This window comes from Streptomyces sp. NPDC058955, assembly GCF_042741435.1.
Lineage (GTDB): Bacteria > Actinomycetota > Actinomycetes > Streptomycetales > Streptomycetaceae > Streptomyces.
In genome coordinates this window covers 13,411-29,161 of sequence record NZ_JBHYKM010000001.1, presented here as the reverse complement: position 1 = coordinate 29,161, position 15,751 = coordinate 13,411, and the positions used below count along the sequence as shown (strand labels likewise).

The following is a 15,751-nucleotide window of genomic DNA, read 5'->3' as shown; positions in this document are numbered from 1 at the left end:
CTCAGTTGGCGAAGCCGCCCTTGGGTTCGATGATCTCCAGGTTGGTGCCGTCGGGGTCGTTGAAGTAGGCGACCTTGGTGCCGAGGGCCGCGTCCGGGGTGACCTCGCCCGCGATGAAGGTGTAGTCGTCGCCGAGGAAGTCGTACCCCGCCTCCTTCATCCTCCGGTACACCGCGTCGAAGTCGTCGACCTTGAAGCACAGGTGCATGGAGCCGGGGCGGTTGGCCTTGCCGCCGGTCCGTTCGCCGACCGGTTCCGTGAACTGGATCAGGTCGATGCCGAGCCCGTCGATGTTGATCGTCGCGTACCGCAGCTTCGCGACCGGGAGCCCCTGGGAGATGCCGAACGGCACGCTGTCCATGGTGCCCTGCGCGACGGGTCCCCGGCCGGTCAGGGCCGTGTAGAAGGCGATCGAGGCGTCGAGGTCGGAGACCGAGATCCCGACGTGGGCGCCTCGGGTGAGGTTCATCGGGGTGTCGGCGACAGTCATGAGGTTTCCCCTCGTCTTCCCCCCCCCTGCGGGCATTCACGGCCCATTCTGGTCGATACCCCGCTCCGCGCATCTCGGCGTTCCGCCGGAGGGCGAGCGCGGGGTCCTGGGGGCGAAGCTCGGGCCGTGGGTTCAGGCCACGGGCTCCGGTGTCGGTGAGGCGGTGGCCGGGGCGGCCAGGACCTTGCGGGTGATCCGTTCGGCGAGGGCGGCGACCAGGGTCCGCGGGCGGCGCGGTGTCAGGTGTGCGGACAGGGCGTTGCCGAAGCCGGGGGCGAGGTAGCCGCGGTCGCGGTCCAGGGCGCGGAGGGCGGCGCGTACGACCGGCTCGGGGGTGGTCATCGAGCCGGTGACGGCCGCCTTGCGGGTGCCGATGGTGTCGAAGAAGGCGGTCTCGACCGGGCCGGGGCAGAGCGTGAGCACGCGGATGCCGCGCCGGCGGTACTCCTGGCGCAGGGCGAGGCCGAAGTTCAGGACGAACGCCTTGCCGGCGCCGTAGACGGCGAAGTACGGGGAGGGCTGGAAGCCGGCGTTGGAGGCGACGTTGACGATCGCGCCGCGGCCGCGCTCCAGCATGCCGGGGAGCAGTTCGTGGGTGAGGTCGACGAGGGCGACGACGTTGACCATCAGCTGGTCGTGGTCACGGGCCCCGGGGATCTCCTCGAAGCGGCCGCAGGTGCCGAATCCGGCGTTGTTGACGAGCAGGTCCACGGTGAGCGCGCGGGCGGCCAGCTCGTCGGCGACGCGGCGGGCCGCGTCCGGCTCCGCGAGGTCCTGGACCAGCACATGGGCGCGGACGCCGTGGTCGGCGACCAGACGCTCGGCCAGGGCGGCGAGCCGGTCTTCCGAACGCGCCACCAGGACCACGTCGTGTCCCTGGGCGGCGAGCTGGGCGGCGAACTCGGCGCCGAGGCCGGACGACGCGCCGGTGATGAGGGCGGTGGTGTGGTGCACGGGGTCCTCCTTCAGTCGAAGTGAACTGCGTCATGAACGTACCAGCAATCACAGGAACTGCAACAGTGATGATGCAGATAACTGCCATGGTGCATCACGGATGTAGGATTTCCTCGACCGGTTGCCTGGCAGGAGGCGTGATGGCTGAGACAGGGGCGCGAGCCTTGCGCGCGGACGCGGAGCGCAGTGTGCGCGTCATCCTGGAGGCGGCCGAGCGGGTGCTCGCCGAGGAGCCCGGCGCCTCCATGGAACAGATCGCCGCCGCCGCGGGCGTGGCCCGTACGACGATCCACCGGCGGTTCGCCAGTCGGCAGGCGCTGATCGAGGCGCTCGCCTCGTCCGCGGCCCGGCAGCTCGCCCAGGCGGTGGACGACGGCAGGCCGGACACCGCGCCGCCGCTGGTGGCGATCCACCGGATCACCGCCAACGTGCTGCGGGTCAAGAGCGCCTGGGCCTTCGCGCTGGGACTGCCGGCGGACGAGGACAGCGAGGCCGCCACCCTCCAGCGGGACATCGCCGACCGCTGCGTCGCCGTGCTGAAGCGGGCCCAGAAGGACGGGCTCATCGACGAGTCGGCCGACCTCGACTGGGTGCGCCGCTTCTACTACGCGCTCCTCGGCGAATCCCTGCGCGAGGCGGCGGACGGCACCGACCCGGACGCCCTCGCCACCCGCATCGTCGACACCCTGCTGCACGGCGCCGGTCCGCGTGACTGAGCGCACCGCGGCGGTTCCCCGGGGTGCCGGCGGTCGAGAGAGCCCCTTCGACCCGAGGTGATCCTCGCGTTCCACGGCCTGTGCCTCGTGCTCCACGACGGCGAGTGGTCCATGGGGGACCTCGCCGCCGACGGATCGGTCACGTGCTGGGACGCCTCCTACGGCCCGGATCTGGCGGAGGCCATCCGCGGCATGTGAGGGTCGCCGAGCGTCGGCGGCCGACGGACCGTCTCCGCAGAGGCGGCGGCCGGACCCGCGAAGACGCCTCGCCCACCACGGAGAAGACGGCCGGTCATTCGCTCAAGCGACCCGAAGCGCGGACGTGCGTCGCCGGCCGCCCGCTCCCCGACGGAGGCGCGAGCGAGGGAGAGGCCGACCGGACCCGCGGCTCCACCGCCGCTCCGTGAACGGGCGGACTCGTCCCCTGACCGTGCCGTCGACCGGGGTCACCCCAAGGCGAGCCACCGGATCCCGAGCCGTTCGATCAGCTCGCCTTCCGTCTCGTCCAGAGGCTCCCTGCCGGTGGCCTTGCGCAGGAACGCGGGTCGGCTCCACCCCAGCCCGTCGAGGGCGGCGGCGTGCTCGCCGCCGAGCAGCAGTTCCGTCACGGCCTCGCCCGCCGACGGCGTCAGCCAGGGGTCGCGTCCGAGCGCGTCGGCCAGGTCGAGACCGTGGACGGCGACTTCCACCACGCGGGTCAGCAGGAACTCCGACAGGAGCATCGCGTCGCCGTGCCGCGTCCGGACGGTCCGTCCGGACGGCTGCGCCCGGCACAGGCGGTCGGCGCGCGACCAGGTCGCGGCGAAGTCCTCGGCGTAGGCGGCGCCGTCAGCCGACCGTGCCGCACGGTCCTGGGCCAAGGCGATCCGCGTGCCGTTGGTGCGGGGCGAGAAGCGGTCGTCCGGGCGGTAGTACTCCGTGGCGGAGATCCCGGCCTCGGCCGGGGCGGGCGCCTCCAGCATGGCCGGAAGCCAGTCGATCACGACCGTGACGTGACCGAGCAGATCGCGTACGGACCAAGGCGCGCAGCGCGTCGGGAGGTTCCACTCGGCCTCGGAGAGTCCCGACACGGCCTTGGTGAGGGCTTCGGACTCCCGGCGGAAAGCGTCGCCGAAACGGTCGTGGTTCACGCCGCGTCCCCGCCCTGCTCGGACCGGAGGGTGGAGTAGATCACGAGGTCGTTCCACTGTCCGCCGCGCCACACCGCGGACCGCAGCACGCCCTCCTTCACGAAGCCGGCCTTCTCCAGCGCGCGCTGCTCCGCGAGGTTGGCCACGTCCGTCCACGCCTGGATCCGGTCGGCCCTGGTGTGCTCGAACAGGTAGTCCACCAGCAGCCGTTGGGCGCGGGTGCCGATGCCCCGGCCGCGGGCGGAGGGCGCGAGGCCGATCGCCAGGCTCCAGTTGGTCAGGTCGGCCGGTCCCCAGGTGCCGGGGAACCACTTCACCCTGCCCACCGTCACCTCGCCCTCCACGACGGAGAGCACCCCGCCGTCGGGACCGAGGAGGCCGCTCTCCGCGAAGCGGCGGCGCAGGTCGCCCGTCGACTGGAAGCCGAACCACTGATGGGCGCCCCAGCCCTCCGGCCCGCTGAACTCCCGTTCCCACACGTCGAGGTCCTCGGCGGTGACGGGGCGCAGCGCGATCTTGTCGGACATGGAACGGCTCCTGGTCCTCTCGGGTCGCGCGGCACGATGCGCGCGGCCGTGACGGTGGCGTCTCGTGAACGCCTCAACCCGACGTCACGCGCCCCGGGCGGCCACGGTTGCGTCCGCGCCGCGAAAGATCGTCGAACCGGCGCCGGAGCCGGACGGGGGAGCTTCCGCCGACAGGTCCCCGGCCGGGCCGGGCGCCGGGGGAGCCGGCCAGGTGGACCGGTGGCGCCCATGAGGTGGACGCCCGGCGTGGGATCCGTCCGGCGGCCGTACGGCGGGTCAGGATCGGCGGCGGCGACCGGCGCCCGTCCGGTCCAGGTCCGCTGAGGAGGAACCGGTGCCGGCACGTCCGACTGTGTGGAGCGCCCTGGCCGCGGTGGCGTTGCTGTCCCCGGGCCTCGTGGCCCCGGCCTCGACCCGGCCGCCGGCCGCGCCGGCCCCGGGGCCCGAGGCGCCGGGCACGCTGTGCGCGGCCGCCGGGACCCTGCGGGGCGCGGACGGCCGACGCGCCACGGTGAGCCTGTGCGCCGACGGAGGCAACCCCCGCCTGACGATCTCGGCCCCGGCCATCTGCGCGCGGCCGGGCACGCCGGGCGGCCCCGGCTGCCGCACCACCGGCACCTGGACGGCCCGCCACGCCGGGAGGACGCTCTCCGGAACCCTGCCCGGCGCCGCCGAATACCCCGGCCCGGGGACGTACGAGATCACGGCCGCGGTACGCGTCCGCTCGGCACCCGGAGGACTCGACCTCCAGGGCACCGTCCACGCCACCCTGACCCTGGCCACGCCGAAGGCGCGACCCACCCACGCCATCACCGTCGACCGCTCCACACTCCGCCGGGGCGCCACGACCACCCTGACGTACACGATCCGCCGGGACAGCGAGGAAGGCGACGGCAGCGCGCGCTTCGGCCTGATCGGCGAGGAGGGAACCGGCGTACGCGTCACCACCGCGGACCCCCGCTGCGTCAACCCGCTCGTCGGCAGTGCCCCCGCGAAGACCCGGCTGCGCCACGCCCTGGACTGCGCCCTGACCACGCTCCAGCCGGGCAACCCGCAGAGGGTGACGGTCCGCGTCACCGTGGGCGACACGTGCTCCACCGTGGTCTCGAAGCTCGGCTACTGGATGCCGGACGGCCAGACGCTCTACACGGGCGGCATGCTGCCGGGGCCGAAGCTGACCTGCCGTTAGCGTCGGCCTCCGGGGTCGGGCGTCCCCCGGGCGGGAGGCCCTGCGCGGTCACCGCGCACGGCGGTGCCGAGGACGTGCGTGCCGGCGGGCAGCGGGATCCTGCTCGGCGGGAAGTCGAAGCGGTCGACCGTGGTCACGCGGAAGCCGGCCGCGGCGATGGCCCGCTGGGTGTCGCGGCCCGTGTGGCAGCCACCCGTCAGCCGCGGCCAGAGGGTGGCGTCGAGGGCGCGCTGGACGCGTCGCATCGCGGGGGTGTCGGCCCGGACGTGTTCGAAGAACCGGAGCTGTCCGCCGGGACGGAGGACCCGGTGGAGTTCGGCGAGGGCGGCGTGCGGGTCGGCGATGGAGCAGAGCGCGAGGCACGCCACGGCGGCGTCGAAGGAGTCGTCCGGGAAGGGAAGCCGCTCGGCGCGGGCGTCGCACATCTCCACGGGCACGGGGGCAGCCCGGCTCCGCTCCCGCGCCCGGGCCCGCAGGTGCGGTTCCGGTTCGACGGCGACGAGCCGGGTCACCTCGGGCGGGTAGTACGGGAAGTCGAGACCGTTGCCCGCGCCGATCTCGATCACGTCACCGGAGAGGCCGGCGACCAGTCGCCTCCGGTGTCCGGCGATGCCGGCCCTCTCCAGCGCCGGGCCGGCGAACCGGGCGTAGAAGCGGGCGAAGAGCGGGTGCGGCTTGATCGGCTGCGTCATGGCGACCGTCTCGTCTGTGGCAGCCCCCGAGAGCTGTTCTCGTACGCGGAGGCGCTGCGGGGTGAGATGACTCCACGATAGGGGAGGGGGGCCGTTCCCGCCGGGGGCTCGCCGGACCGGCCCTTCGAGCGCAGCCGAGGTGTTAACGCTCACAACTTCGGAGTCCCTGCGTGCCGCCATGGACCCACTCTCGCGCATCAAGAACGGGTAACAGCCGTACAGGCCCTTGAGTTACAAGTCTGTTAGCGCTCACAATGTGTCGCGTTCGCCAGCTCACCGACCGGCGGAGGCCGACGCCTCGCTCTGCCTCCGCCGGTTCGACCACCGCTGCGCAGCCATGCCTTCACCGGGCCCGTCCCTTCAGGGCTCCGCCTGGTACGACGCACGTCCCGAGAGGAACCACGACATGGCCCACAGAGCCCTCCGCGTCATCACCGCCGCCATCCTGGCCGCCGGTGTGCTGACCGCCTGCACCACCGAGCCCGCGCCCACCGGTACCACCGGCGGCTCCGGCAAGGGGTCCTCCGACGGCAAGCTGGTGCTCGGGTTCGCCCAGGTGGGAGCCGAGAGCGGCTGGCGCACCGCCAACACCAAGTCCGTGCGCGAGGCCGCCGAGAAGGCCGGCATCACGCTCAAGTTCTCCGACGCGCAGCAGAAGCAGGAGAACCAGATCAAGGCGATCCGCACCTTCATCCAGCAGAAGGTGGACGTCATCGCCTTCTCGCCGGTGGTGGAGTCCGGCTGGGACACCGTCCTGAAGGAGGCCGAGAACGCCGGCATCCCGGTGATCCTCACCGACCGCGCGGTCGACTCGCAGGACACCTCCCTCTACCGGACCTTCCTCGGCTCCGACTTCGTCAAGGAGGGCCAGGAGGCCGGCAAGTGGCTCGTGAAGGAGTACGAGGGCAGCTCCGACCCCGTCAACGTCGTCGAGCTCCAGGGCACCACCGGCTCCGCCCCCGCCAACGACCGCAAGGCCGGCTTCGCCGAGGTCATCAAGGGCGACCCCAAGTTCAAGGTCGTCGCCTCCCAGACCGGCGACTTCACCCGCGCCAAGGGCAAGGAGGTCATGCAGGCGTTCCTCAAGTCCCACGAGGACATCGACGTCCTGTACGCCCACAACGACGACATGGCCCTGGGCGCCATCCAGGCCATCGAGGAGGCCGGCAAGAAGCCGGGCACCGACATCAAGGTGATCTCCGTCGACGGCATCAAGGACGCCTTCGTCGCCATGCAGGAGAAGAAGATCAACGTCGTGGTCGAGTGCAACCCGCTCCTCGGCGACCAGCTCATGGAACTCGTCAAGAAGGTCGCGGCGGGGGAGAGCGTCCCGCGACGGGTCGAGGTCAAGGAGGGCGTCTTCACGCAGGACCAGGCCGCTGCCGCCCTGCCCGGCCGCCAGTACTGACCCACCGCCCGCACCGGACCGGGGGCGGCCTCGCGCCGCCCCCGCTCCCTCAGGAGAGGAGGGCGGATGACAGCCCCACCCACCCCCCGCACACCCACCCGCACCGACCGGCCGGTCCTGGAGGCCCGCGGCATCCGCAAGGCGTTCCCCGGCGTCCTCGCCCTCGACGGTGTGGACCTGCGCCTCTTCCCGGGCGAAGTCCACGCGCTGATGGGTGAGAACGGCGCCGGCAAGTCGACCCTCATCAAGGTGCTCACCGGGGTCCACCCGCCCGACGCGGGCACGGTCTCCGTCGACGGCGGCCCCCAGCGGTTCGCCGAACCGCTGGAGGCGCAGCACGCCGGAATCAGCACGGTCTACCAGGAGGTGAACCTGTGCCCCAACCTCTCGGTCGCCGAGAACATCCTCATCGGCCGTGAACCCAGGCGCCTCGGACTCGTCCACTGGAAGGCCCTCCACCGGCGCGCGGCACAGCTCATCACCGAGCTGGAACTCGACCTCGACGTCCGCATGCCGCTGAGCGCGCACTCCATCGCCGTCCAGCAACTCGTCGCCATCGTCCGCGCCGTGGACATCCGGGCGAAGGTCCTCGTCCTCGACGAGCCCACCTCCAGCCTCGACCGGGACGAGGTCGCCCAGCTGTTCGCCCTGGTGCGCCGGCTCCGCGACCGGGGCGTCGCGATCCTCTTCGTCACCCACTTCCTCGACCAGGTCTTCGACCTGTGCGACCGGGTGACCGTCCTGCGCAACGGACGCCTCGAAGGCGAGTTCCGGATCGACGAACTGACACCCGTCACCCTGGTCCACCGCATGGTCGGCAGCGAACTGAGCACCCTCGACGAACTGGCCGAGAGCTCCCACACCGGCACCGCGGCCCCCTCCGAGTCCGCGGAAACCCCCTTCCTCAGCGCCCGCGGGCTCGCCCGCACCGGCTCCATCCAGCCGTACGACCTGGACATCCACCGCGGCGAGGTCATCGGCCTGGCCGGACTCCTCGGCTCCGGACGGACCGAGGCCGCCCGACTGCTCTTCGGCGCCGACCACGCCGACGGCGGCGAACTACGGATCCACGGCGAACGCGCCGTCCTGCGCTCGCCGCGCACCGCGATCGCCCACAAGATCGCCTTCTGCTCGGAGAACCGCAAGGCGGAGGGCCTGATCGGCGACCTCACCGTCCGCGAGAACATCGTCCTCGCCCTCCAGGCCGCACGCGGCTGGACCAGGCCCCTCTCCCGCACCCGGCAGGACGAGATCGCCGCCCGGTGGACCGAGGCCCTCGACATCCGCCCGGCCGACCCCGAAGCCCTGGTCCGCAACCTCAGCGGCGGCAACCAGCAGAAGGTGCTGCTCGCCCGGTGGCTGCTCACCGACCCCGAGCTGCTGATCCTCGACGAACCCACCCGGGGCATCGACATCGGCGCCAAGACGGAGATCCAGCGACTCGTCGGCCGTCTGGCCTCGGAAGGCACCGCGGTCCTCTACATCTCCGCCGAACTGGAGGAAGTGCTGCGGCTGAGCCACCGGGTCGGCGTCCTGCGCGACCACCGGCTCGTCGCCACCCTCCCCAACGACACGACCCTGACGCCCGACCGGATCCTGGGCGCCATCGCCACCGGAGCCACCTCATGACACCACCTGACGACACCGGCGCCGGGGGGCGTCCGGCCCGGGCGCCCGGCGCCCGGCGGCTCACCGAGCACCGTCTGTTCTGGCCCGCCGCCGTCCTGGCCGCGCTGCTCCTCGGAAACGTCGCCCTCACCCACGACTTCCTCGCCGTCCGCGTCCAGAACGGACACCTGTACGGCAGCCTGATCGACATCCTCCAGTTCGGCGCCCCGCTGATCCTGGTCTCCGTCGGCATGACGCTCGTCATCGCCACCCGGGGCATCGACCTCTCCGTCGGCTCGACGGTCGCCATCGCCGGCGCCCTCGCGTGCGAGCACATCGCCACCGCGAAGGACCCCGGAAGCCTGTCCACCGTCATGGCCGCGATCGCGGTCGCGCTCGGCGTGGCCGCCGTGATCGGACTGCTGAACGGCCTCCTCGTCGCCCGGCTCGGCGTCCAGCCCATCGTCGCCACCCTGGTCCTCATGGTCGCCGGGCGCGGCGTGGCCCAGCTGATCACCGACGGCCAGATCATCAGCGTCTCCAGCAGCCCCTACAAGATGATCGGCGGCGGCTACTGGCTCACCCTCCCCTTCGCCGTCCTGCTCGCCGCGGCCCTCGTCGCCGTCACCTCCCTCGTCACCCGACGCACCGCGCTCGGCATGCTCATCGAATCGGTGGGCGGCAACCCGGTCGCGAGCCGGCTCGTCGGCATCCGGGCGGCCGGGCTCCTGGCCACGGTGTACGTCGTCAGCGCCGTGTGCGCCGCGGTCGCCGGCCTGATGATCAGCTCCAACGTGTCCAGCGCCGACGGCAACAACGCCGGCCTGTGGATCGAACTGGACGCGATCCTCGCCGTCGTCATCGGCGGCACCGCGCTGACCGGCGGCCGCTTCTCCCTCGGCGGCACGGTCCTCGGCGCGCTGATCATCCAGACCCTGTCGACCACCATCTACACCCTCGGCGTCCCGCCGGAGACCACCCTCGTCTTCAAGGCCCTGGTCGTCATCGTCGTGTGTCTCGTCCAGTCGCCCGCCTTCCGCGCGCGACTCTCCCGCCGTCGCCGGACGACCGCCCCCGACCCGGCCCCCGCGGCCGGCGACCTGACGGCCCGCCGGCAGGAGGTCCACTCGTGAGCACCACCCTCAGCTCCCGCACCAAGCCGCTCCACCGCTTCTCGGCACGGCACGCCGCCCGCCTGCCGCTCATGGTGACGGCCACCCTGCTGGTCGCGATGTTCTCCATCGGCTCCGTGCAGTACGAGGGCTTCTTCTCCGCGCAGGTCCTGCTCAACGTCCTGATCGACAACGGCTTCCTGCTCGTCGTCGCGATCGGCATGACGTTCGTCGTCCTCACCGGGGGGATCGACCTGTCGGTCGGCTCCATGGTGGCCCTGTCGACCATGCTGACGGCCTGGCTCGTCGAACAGAACGGGCTGCCGCTCGCCCTGGCGGTACCGGTGGTCCTGCTGGTGGGGGCGGGCGGCGGCGCCCTCATGGGCTGGGTGATCCACGCCTTCGAGATCCAGCCCTTCATCGTCACCCTCGCCGGCATGTTCCTCGCCCGCGGCCTCTGCTACATGATCAGCACCGAGTCCATCTCGATCACCGACCCGACGACCACCCGGATCGCCCAGACCCGGGTGCTCCTGCCCGGCGGCCTGTTCGTCTCACCCGCCGTCGTCATCGCCCTGGTCGTGCTGGCGCTCGCCTTCGTCGTCCTCCACCACACCCGCTTCGGCCGCGGCGTCTACGCCCTGGGCGGCAGCGAGTCCTCCGCCCGCCTCATGGGCCTGCCCGTCGGGCGCACCAAGGTCATGGTGTACGCCGTGAGCGGCCTGTGCTCCGCGCTCGGCGGTCTGCTGCTGACCTTCTACATGCTGTCCGGATACGCCCTGCACGCCGTCGGCATGGAGCTGGACGCCATCGCCGCCGCCGTGATCGGCGGGACGCTGCTGACCGGTGGTTCCGGCTTCGTCCTGGGCACCGCGCTGGGCGTGACGGTCCTCGGTCTCATCCAGACCATCATCAGCTTCCAGGGCACGCTCAGCTCGTGGTGGACCCGCATCGTCATCGGCGGTCTGCTGTTCGTCTTCATCCTCCTCCAGCGCCTCTTCGGCGGAGCCCGCCAGACGGAATGACCCCTGGTCGAACCCGCGTCACCACCGCGGGGGCGGCGAGGGGGGGGGGGGGACGCGCCCCCCCCCCCGCGCGGGAGCCACACCCCCCCCCCCCACCCACACACACACCCCCCCACGCCCGGAGCCGACCCCGCCGGCCACCTCCCGCTCCGACCAGGAGGTGTACGTCGTCACCTCGGCGTCCGGTTCGGCCCGGGCCAGCCGGTCCACGAGACCGCCCAGCAGCGGCCCGTGGGTCCCGCCGAGCCGGTGCCCGGCGGCGCCGTCCCGGGCGAACCGGACGGCCTCCTCCTGGAGTCCGCGGACGGCGGGCAGCACCACCCGGGCCCGGTCGAGCACCAGATCGCCCAGCGCGGTGGCCCGCACCCCGTCCCGGCCGCGCGTGAACAGGGCGCCGCCCAGGGTCCGTTCGATCCGCTTCAGCTGGGCGCTGAGGGCGGGCTGGGCCAGTCCGAGGGCGGTGGCCGCGCGGGTGAGGCTGCCGGCCTCGGCGATGGCCCGGACCGTCTTCAGATGCCGCAACTCCAAGTCCATGCGCCCAGCTTGACGCCCCCACCCTGACAGGTCCAGACCAAGGGCGGGGTCATCGGGGCTATCGGGCGCGGAGCCGCTCCGGCAGCCAGGCCAGCTGCACCGCCTGCTGGAACGCCTCGCCGCCCTCGTGGTCGTTGAAGTCGTAGACCTCGATGGCCTTGTCCTCGTGCGCGTACGCGTTGAACGCGGCGAACACCGTCGACGGCGGGCAGGTCAGGTCCTCCAGGGCCGTCGAGAACAGCGCCGGCGCCGTCGCCCGGGCCGCGAAGTGCACCCCGTCGAAGTAGGCGAGGGTCCGGCGGACCTGCTCGACCCGGCCCCGGTGCGTCTTCAGGTAGTCGCCGATCTCCCGGTACGGCTTCCGGTCCGTGACGGTCGTCGCGCGCGGGAAGTCGCACAGGAACGGCACGTCCGGCGCCACCGCCGCCAGGTCCCGCACCAGACCGGAGACCGCCACGGTGATGCCGCCGCCCTGGCTGATCCCGGTGACCGCGGTGCGGGCCGCGTCCGCCAGCGGGTGCGACCGGGCCGCCTCCACCGCGCGCACGGCGTCCGTGTAGAGCCGCCGGTAGTAGTACGTCTCCGGATCCTCGACGCCCCGCGTCATGAAGCCGGGGAACGCCGGCGCGCTGCCCACCGGGTCGGCGGTGTCGCCCGGCGCCCAACCACTGCCCTGGCCGCGGGTGTCCATCACGAAGTGCGCGAACCCGGCCGACGCCCACAGCAGATGACTGTGCGCCAGGCCCCGCCCGCCGCCGTACCCCAGGAACTCCACGACGACCGGCACCGGTTCGGTGATCCCGGCCGGGACGACGAACCACCCCTTCACCGGCTGCCCGCCGAAGCCGGCGAAGGTCACGTCGTACGTGTCCACCGTCGCGAGCCCCGTCGCCACCCGCTCGAACCGCGCGTCCAGGTCGTGCTCCCGGGCCTCGCCGAGCGTCTTCGCCCAGAACGCGTCGAAGTCCTCGGGCTCCACCGAGGCACTGCGGTACTCGCGGAGCCGGTCGAGGGGCAGGTCGAAGAGGGGCATGCACACCGCCTGGTCAGGTCATCGGTTCGAAAGGCCGACCGGTCCGACCGGCCCGTCCCACCCTAGGCCCTGTCTGACGATTCGCGCCGGGTCCGGCCCGCCCGGCACGCACGCTCGCCGCACGGCAGAAACACCCAAGTAGCTCCGCTACGAGGGCGCCCCTGCCGCACGCCGATCGCACGCACCGGACGACCCGGCCTGATCCGGCGCGAATCGTCAGACAGGGCCCAGCCCGCACCCCGGTCGAATTCATATACGTGAACGATCGTCCACGCCCCACCCCGTGGGCACAGCTTGCGGACGTGCCGCGCGAGCCTTCTTCCCGGAGGGGCCCGGGGAGGCCAAGGTGGGGGCGACAGCGGCGAACGGAGGGGTGCGGTGATTGTCGGAGTCCTCAGGGAGGAACGGGACGGGGAGCGGCGCGTGGCGGCGACGGCCGCCACGGTGGAGAAGATCCGCGGGCTCGGGTACGAGGTCGTCGTCGACGCCGGCGCGGGCGCGGCGGCGGGCTTCCCCGACGGCGCCTACGAGACGGCCGGCGCGCGGATCGGCGAGGCGACGGCGGCGGACGTGGTGCTCGGGGTGAACGCGCCCGGGACGGACCGGCTGGACCGGATGCGCCCCGGGGCCACCGTCATCGCGCTGTTCGCCCCGGCGACCGACCCGGCCGTGGTCGAGGAGCTGGGCCGGCGGCCCCTCACCGTCCTGTCGATGGACGCGGTGCCGCGGATCAGCCGGGCGCAGTCGATGGACGTGCTGTCGTCGATGGCGAACATCGCCGGCTACCGGGCCGTGGTCGAGGCCGCCCACGAGTTCGGCCGCTTCTTCACCGGCCAGGTGACCGCCGCGGGCAAGGTGCCCCCGGCGCGGGTCCTCGTCGCGGGCGCGGGCGTCGCCGGACTCGCCGCGATCGGCACCGCGGGCTCGCTCGGCGCGGTCGTCCGCGCCACCGACCCGCGCCCCGAGGTCGCCGACCAGGTCCGCTCGCTGGGCGGCGAGTACCTCGCCATCGACTCCCCGGAGACGGAGGTGTCGAAGACGGGCTACGCCAAGGAGATGGGCGACGACTACAAGGCCCGCGAGGCCGCCCTCTACGCGGCGGAGTGCCGCGAGGCCGACATCGTGATCACCACCGCCCTGATCCCCGGCCGCCCCGCGCCCCGGCTGATCACGGCGGACATGGTGGCCTCCATGAAGCCGGGCTCCGTCATCGTGGACATGGCCGCCGCCAACGGCGGCAACGTCGCCGGCACCGTCCCGGGCGAGAAGACCGTCACCGCCAACGGCGTCACCATCCTCGGCTACACCGACCTGGCCGGCCGCCTCCCCGCCCAGGCGTCCCAGCTGTACGGCACCAACCTCCTCAACCTCCTGAAGCTCCTGACACCGGGCAAGGACGGCGTCCTCGTCCTCGACGCCGACGACCCCGTGCAGCGCTCGGTCACCGTCGTACGCGACGGGGAACCGTCCTGGCCGCCGCCGCCCGTCGAGGTCTCCGCCGCCCCCGCCACCACCGGCGCCACACCCGCGAGCCCCGTCTCGCCGGTGAAGGAGCCGATGACGCCGAGGCGCCGCTTCACCGGCGTCGCCCTCGGCGCGCTCGCGCTCTTCCTCGCCGTCGGCTTCGCCCCGGCCGCGCTCCTGCCCCACGTCACCGTCTTCGTGCTCGCGATCGTCATCGGCTACTACGTCATCGGGCACGTCCACCACGCCCTGCACACCCCGCTGATGTCGGTGACCAACGCGATCTCCGGGATCATCGTCGTCGGCGCGCTGCTCCAGATCGGCCACGGCGGCACCGTCGTCACCGTGCTGTCGGCCGCCGCGATCCTGCTGGCGAGCGTCAACGTCTTCGGCGGCTTCGCGGTGACCCGCCGCATGCTCGGAATGTTCAACAGGAGCTGACATGTCCGCCACCCACGCCGCACAGGCGGCCTACCTCGTCGCCGCGCTGCTGTTCATCCTCGCGCTCGCCGGACTCTCCAAGCACGAGTCGGCCCGGCTGGGCAACGCCTTCGGCATGCTCGGCATGGGCGTCGCCCTCGTCGCCACCGTCGTCCTCGCCGCCGACCGCGGCATCGCCGCCGGAGCCGCCGGCCTGCTCGCCGTCGCGATGCTGGCCGGCGCGCTGATCGGCCTGTGGCGCGCCCGGGGCGTCGAGATGACGGGCATGCCCGAACTGATCGCGCTGCTCCACTCGTTCGTCGGTCTCGCCGCCGTCCTCGTCGGCTGGAACGGCTACCTGGAGGTGGAGCACCACCCCGGAGGAGCCGAGGCCGCCGCCCTCGACGCGCTCGGCACCCTCGGCATCCACCACGCCGAGGTCCTGATCGGCGTCTTCATCGGCGCGGTCACCTTCACCGGCTCGGTCGTCGCCTATCTGAAGCTCGCCGCCCGGATCGCCTCCCGGCCGCTGACGCTCCCCGGCAAGAACGCCCTCAACCTCGGCGCGCTCGCCCTCTTCGCCGCCCTGACCGTCCGCTTCACCGTCGCGCCCGCCCTGTGGCCGCTCGTCGCGGCGACGGTCCTGGCGCTCGCCCTCGGCTGGCACCTGGTCGCCTCCATCGGCGGTGGCGACATGCCCGTCGTCGTCTCCATGCTGAACAGCTACTCCGGCTGGGCGGCGGCGGCCTCGGGCTTCCTGCTCGGCAACGACCTGCTGATCGTCACCGGCGCGCTCGTCGGCTCCTCCGGCGCCTACCTCTCGTACATCATGTGCCGGGCGATGAACCGCTCCTTCCTCGCCGTCATCTCCGGCGGCTTCGGCATCGAGGCCCCGGCCGGCTCCGAGACCGACTACGGCGAGCACCAGGAGATCAGCGCCCAGGGGGCCGCCGAACTCCTCGGCGCGGCCCGCTCGGTGATCATCACGCCCGGCTACGGCATGGCCGTGGCGCAGGCGCAGTACCCGGTCGCCGAACTCACCTCGAAGCTGCGCGCGAAGGGCGTCGACGTGCGGTTCGGCATCCATCCGGTCGCGGGCCGCCTCCCCGGGCACATGAACGTGCTGCTCGCCGAGGCCAAGGTGCCGTACGACATCGTGCTGGAGATGGACGAGATCAACGGCGACTTCGCCGACACCGACGTCGTCCTCGTCATCGGCGCCAACGACACCGTCAACCCGGCCGGCGCCGAGGACCCCTCCAGCCCCCTCGCCGGCATGCCCGTCCTCACCGTCTGGGAAGCGGACCGGGTGATCGTCTTCAAGCGCTCGATGGCCTCCGGCTACGCGGGCGTGCAGAACCCGCTCTTCTTCCGCGAGAACACCTCCATGCTCTTCGGCGACGCCAAGGACCGCGTGGAGGACATCGTCAGCGCCCTGTGACCGGCTCG

15 protein-coding genes and 1 pseudogene are annotated in these 15,751 nt (G+C 72.6%); 9 read left to right on the top strand and 7 right to left on the bottom strand.

The window, feature by feature from the left end; all coding sequences use genetic code 11:
* Window position 1 precedes the first annotated feature (1 nt).
* On the bottom strand, window positions 2–490 hold the full coding sequence (locus tag ACFW1I_RS00145) for a VOC family protein (protein ID WP_384664551.1): 489 nt from the start codon (window positions 488–490) through the stop codon (window positions 2–4).
* A 132-nt stretch (window positions 491–622) separates the two neighbouring features.
* Entirely contained in the window at window positions 623–1,444 is an 822-nt protein-coding gene (locus ACFW1I_RS00140) for an SDR family NAD(P)-dependent oxidoreductase (RefSeq protein ID WP_384664549.1), read from the bottom strand.
* A 140-nt stretch (window positions 1,445–1,584) separates the two neighbouring features.
* Between ACFW1I_RS00140 and ACFW1I_RS00135 the strand changes: the two genes are divergently transcribed.
* Both ACFW1I_RS00135 and ACFW1I_RS00130 read left to right on the top strand, forming a co-directional pair.
* Window positions 1,585–2,160, top strand: coding sequence for a TetR/AcrR family transcriptional regulator (locus tag ACFW1I_RS00135; RefSeq protein ID WP_384664547.1), 576 nt, complete (start codon window positions 1,585–1,587; stop codon window positions 2,158–2,160).
* 57 nt (window positions 2,161–2,217) lie between these two features.
* Entirely contained in the window at window positions 2,218–2,358 is a 141-nt protein-coding gene (locus tag ACFW1I_RS00130; RefSeq protein ID WP_384664545.1) for a hypothetical protein, read from the top strand.
* 248 nt (window positions 2,359–2,606) lie between these two features.
* On the opposite strand, the gene ACFW1I_RS00125 is transcribed toward ACFW1I_RS00130, so the two are convergent.
* Together ACFW1I_RS00125 and ACFW1I_RS00120 are read right to left on the bottom strand one after the other, a co-directional pair.
* A complete protein-coding gene (locus ACFW1I_RS00125; RefSeq protein WP_384664543.1) occupies window positions 2,607–3,290 on the bottom strand; it encodes a maleylpyruvate isomerase family mycothiol-dependent enzyme in 684 nt (227 codons plus the stop codon).
* Window positions 3,287–3,817: a GNAT family N-acetyltransferase gene (locus tag ACFW1I_RS00120; protein WP_384664542.1), complete on the bottom strand. Its 531-nt coding sequence runs from the start codon at window positions 3,815–3,817 to the stop codon at window positions 3,287–3,289. The genes ACFW1I_RS00125 and ACFW1I_RS00120 overlap by 4 nt, the downstream gene beginning before the upstream one ends.
* A gap of 334 nt (window positions 3,818–4,151) precedes the next feature.
* Between ACFW1I_RS00120 and ACFW1I_RS00115 the strand changes: the two genes are divergently transcribed.
* Window positions 4,152–5,006 carry a hypothetical protein gene (locus tag ACFW1I_RS00115; protein WP_384664540.1) on the top strand — a complete coding sequence of 285 codons (855 nt, stop codon included), beginning with the start codon at window positions 4,152–4,154 and terminating at the stop codon, window positions 5,004–5,006.
* Here ACFW1I_RS00115 and ACFW1I_RS00110 read toward each other — a convergent pair.
* On the bottom strand, window positions 5,003–5,698 hold the full coding sequence (locus ACFW1I_RS00110; RefSeq protein ID WP_384664538.1) for a class I SAM-dependent methyltransferase: 696 nt from the start codon (window positions 5,696–5,698) through the stop codon (window positions 5,003–5,005). The two genes, ACFW1I_RS00115 and ACFW1I_RS00110, sit on opposite strands and share 4 nt — an antisense overlap.
* 406 nt (window positions 5,699–6,104) lie before the next feature.
* On the opposite strand from ACFW1I_RS00110, the gene ACFW1I_RS00105 reads away from it, so the two are divergent.
* The 4 genes from ACFW1I_RS00105 (at window position 6,105) to yjfF (ending at window position 10,851) form a co-directional block, all read left to right on the top strand.
* Window positions 6,105–7,106: an ABC transporter substrate-binding protein gene (locus ACFW1I_RS00105; RefSeq protein WP_384664536.1), complete on the top strand. Its 1,002-nt coding sequence runs from the start codon at window positions 6,105–6,107 to the stop codon at window positions 7,104–7,106.
* Between the two features lie 66 nt (window positions 7,107–7,172).
* A complete protein-coding gene (locus ACFW1I_RS00100) occupies window positions 7,173–8,735 on the top strand; it encodes a sugar ABC transporter ATP-binding protein (RefSeq protein WP_384664534.1) in 1,563 nt (520 codons plus the stop codon).
* Window positions 8,732–9,847 carry an ABC transporter permease gene (locus ACFW1I_RS00095; RefSeq protein ID WP_384664532.1) on the top strand — a complete coding sequence of 372 codons (1,116 nt, stop codon included), beginning with the start codon at window positions 8,732–8,734 and terminating at the stop codon, window positions 9,845–9,847. The genes ACFW1I_RS00100 and ACFW1I_RS00095 overlap by 4 nt, the downstream gene beginning before the upstream one ends.
* Complete coding sequence (gene yjfF / locus ACFW1I_RS00090) at window positions 9,844–10,851, top strand: galactofuranose ABC transporter, permease protein YjfF (protein ID WP_384664530.1); 1,008 nt, start codon at window positions 9,844–9,846, stop codon at window positions 10,849–10,851. Before ACFW1I_RS00095 ends, yjfF begins: the two co-directional genes overlap by 4 nt.
* Window positions 10,852–10,911: 60 nt before the next feature.
* Here the strand turns inward: yjfF and ACFW1I_RS00085 are convergent.
* Together ACFW1I_RS00085 and ACFW1I_RS00080 are read right to left on the bottom strand one after the other, a co-directional pair.
* Window positions 10,912–11,385, bottom strand: a pseudogene (locus tag ACFW1I_RS00085) (LysR family transcriptional regulator); the annotation flags it as partial.
* A gap of 58 nt (window positions 11,386–11,443) precedes the next feature.
* Window positions 11,444–12,418 (bottom strand): acetylxylan esterase, encoded by a 975-nt coding sequence (locus ACFW1I_RS00080; protein ID WP_384664528.1) that lies wholly within the window; start codon window positions 12,416–12,418, stop codon window positions 11,444–11,446.
* A gap of 378 nt (window positions 12,419–12,796) precedes the next feature.
* Between ACFW1I_RS00080 and ACFW1I_RS00075 the strand changes: the two genes are divergently transcribed.
* The gene (locus tag ACFW1I_RS00075) at window positions 12,797–14,323 is read left to right on the top strand and encodes a Re/Si-specific NAD(P)(+) transhydrogenase subunit alpha (RefSeq protein WP_384664526.1); all 1,527 of its coding nucleotides are present in this window, start codon (window positions 12,797–12,799) and stop codon (window positions 14,321–14,323) included.
* Between the two features lies 1 nt (window position 14,324).
* A complete protein-coding gene (gene pntB / locus ACFW1I_RS00070; RefSeq protein ID WP_384664524.1) occupies window positions 14,325–15,743 on the top strand; it encodes a Re/Si-specific NAD(P)(+) transhydrogenase subunit beta in 1,419 nt (472 codons plus the stop codon).
* Window positions 15,744–15,751 lie beyond the last annotated feature (8 nt).

Bases quoted from the DNA above. Each gene is read 5' to 3' on its own strand.
- ACFW1I_RS00120 (WP_384664542.1), bottom strand. From the start codon at position 3,817: ATGTCCGACAAGATCGCGCTGCGCCCCGTCACCGCCGAGGACCTCGAC.
- pntB (WP_384664524.1), top strand. From the start codon at position 14,325: ATGTCCGCCACCCACGCCGCACAGGCGGCCTACCTCGTCGCCGCGCTG.
- ACFW1I_RS00110 (WP_384664538.1), bottom strand. From the start codon at position 5,698: ATGACGCAGCCGATCAAGCCGCACCCGCTCTTCGCCCGCTTCTACGCC.
- ACFW1I_RS00080 (WP_384664528.1), bottom strand. From the start codon at position 12,418: ATGCCCCTCTTCGACCTGCCCCTCGACCGGCTCCGCGAGTACCGCAGT.
- ACFW1I_RS00145 (WP_384664551.1), bottom strand. From the start codon at position 490: ATGACTGTCGCCGACACCCCGATGAACCTCACCCGAGGCGCCCACGTC.
- ACFW1I_RS00095 (WP_384664532.1), top strand. From the start codon at position 8,732: ATGACACCACCTGACGACACCGGCGCCGGGGGGCGTCCGGCCCGGGCG.
- ACFW1I_RS00100 (WP_384664534.1), top strand. From the start codon at position 7,173: ATGACAGCCCCACCCACCCCCCGCACACCCACCCGCACCGACCGGCCG.
- ACFW1I_RS00135 (WP_384664547.1), top strand. From the start codon at position 1,585: ATGGCTGAGACAGGGGCGCGAGCCTTGCGCGCGGACGCGGAGCGCAGT.
- ACFW1I_RS00105 (WP_384664536.1), top strand. From the start codon at position 6,105: ATGGCCCACAGAGCCCTCCGCGTCATCACCGCCGCCATCCTGGCCGCC.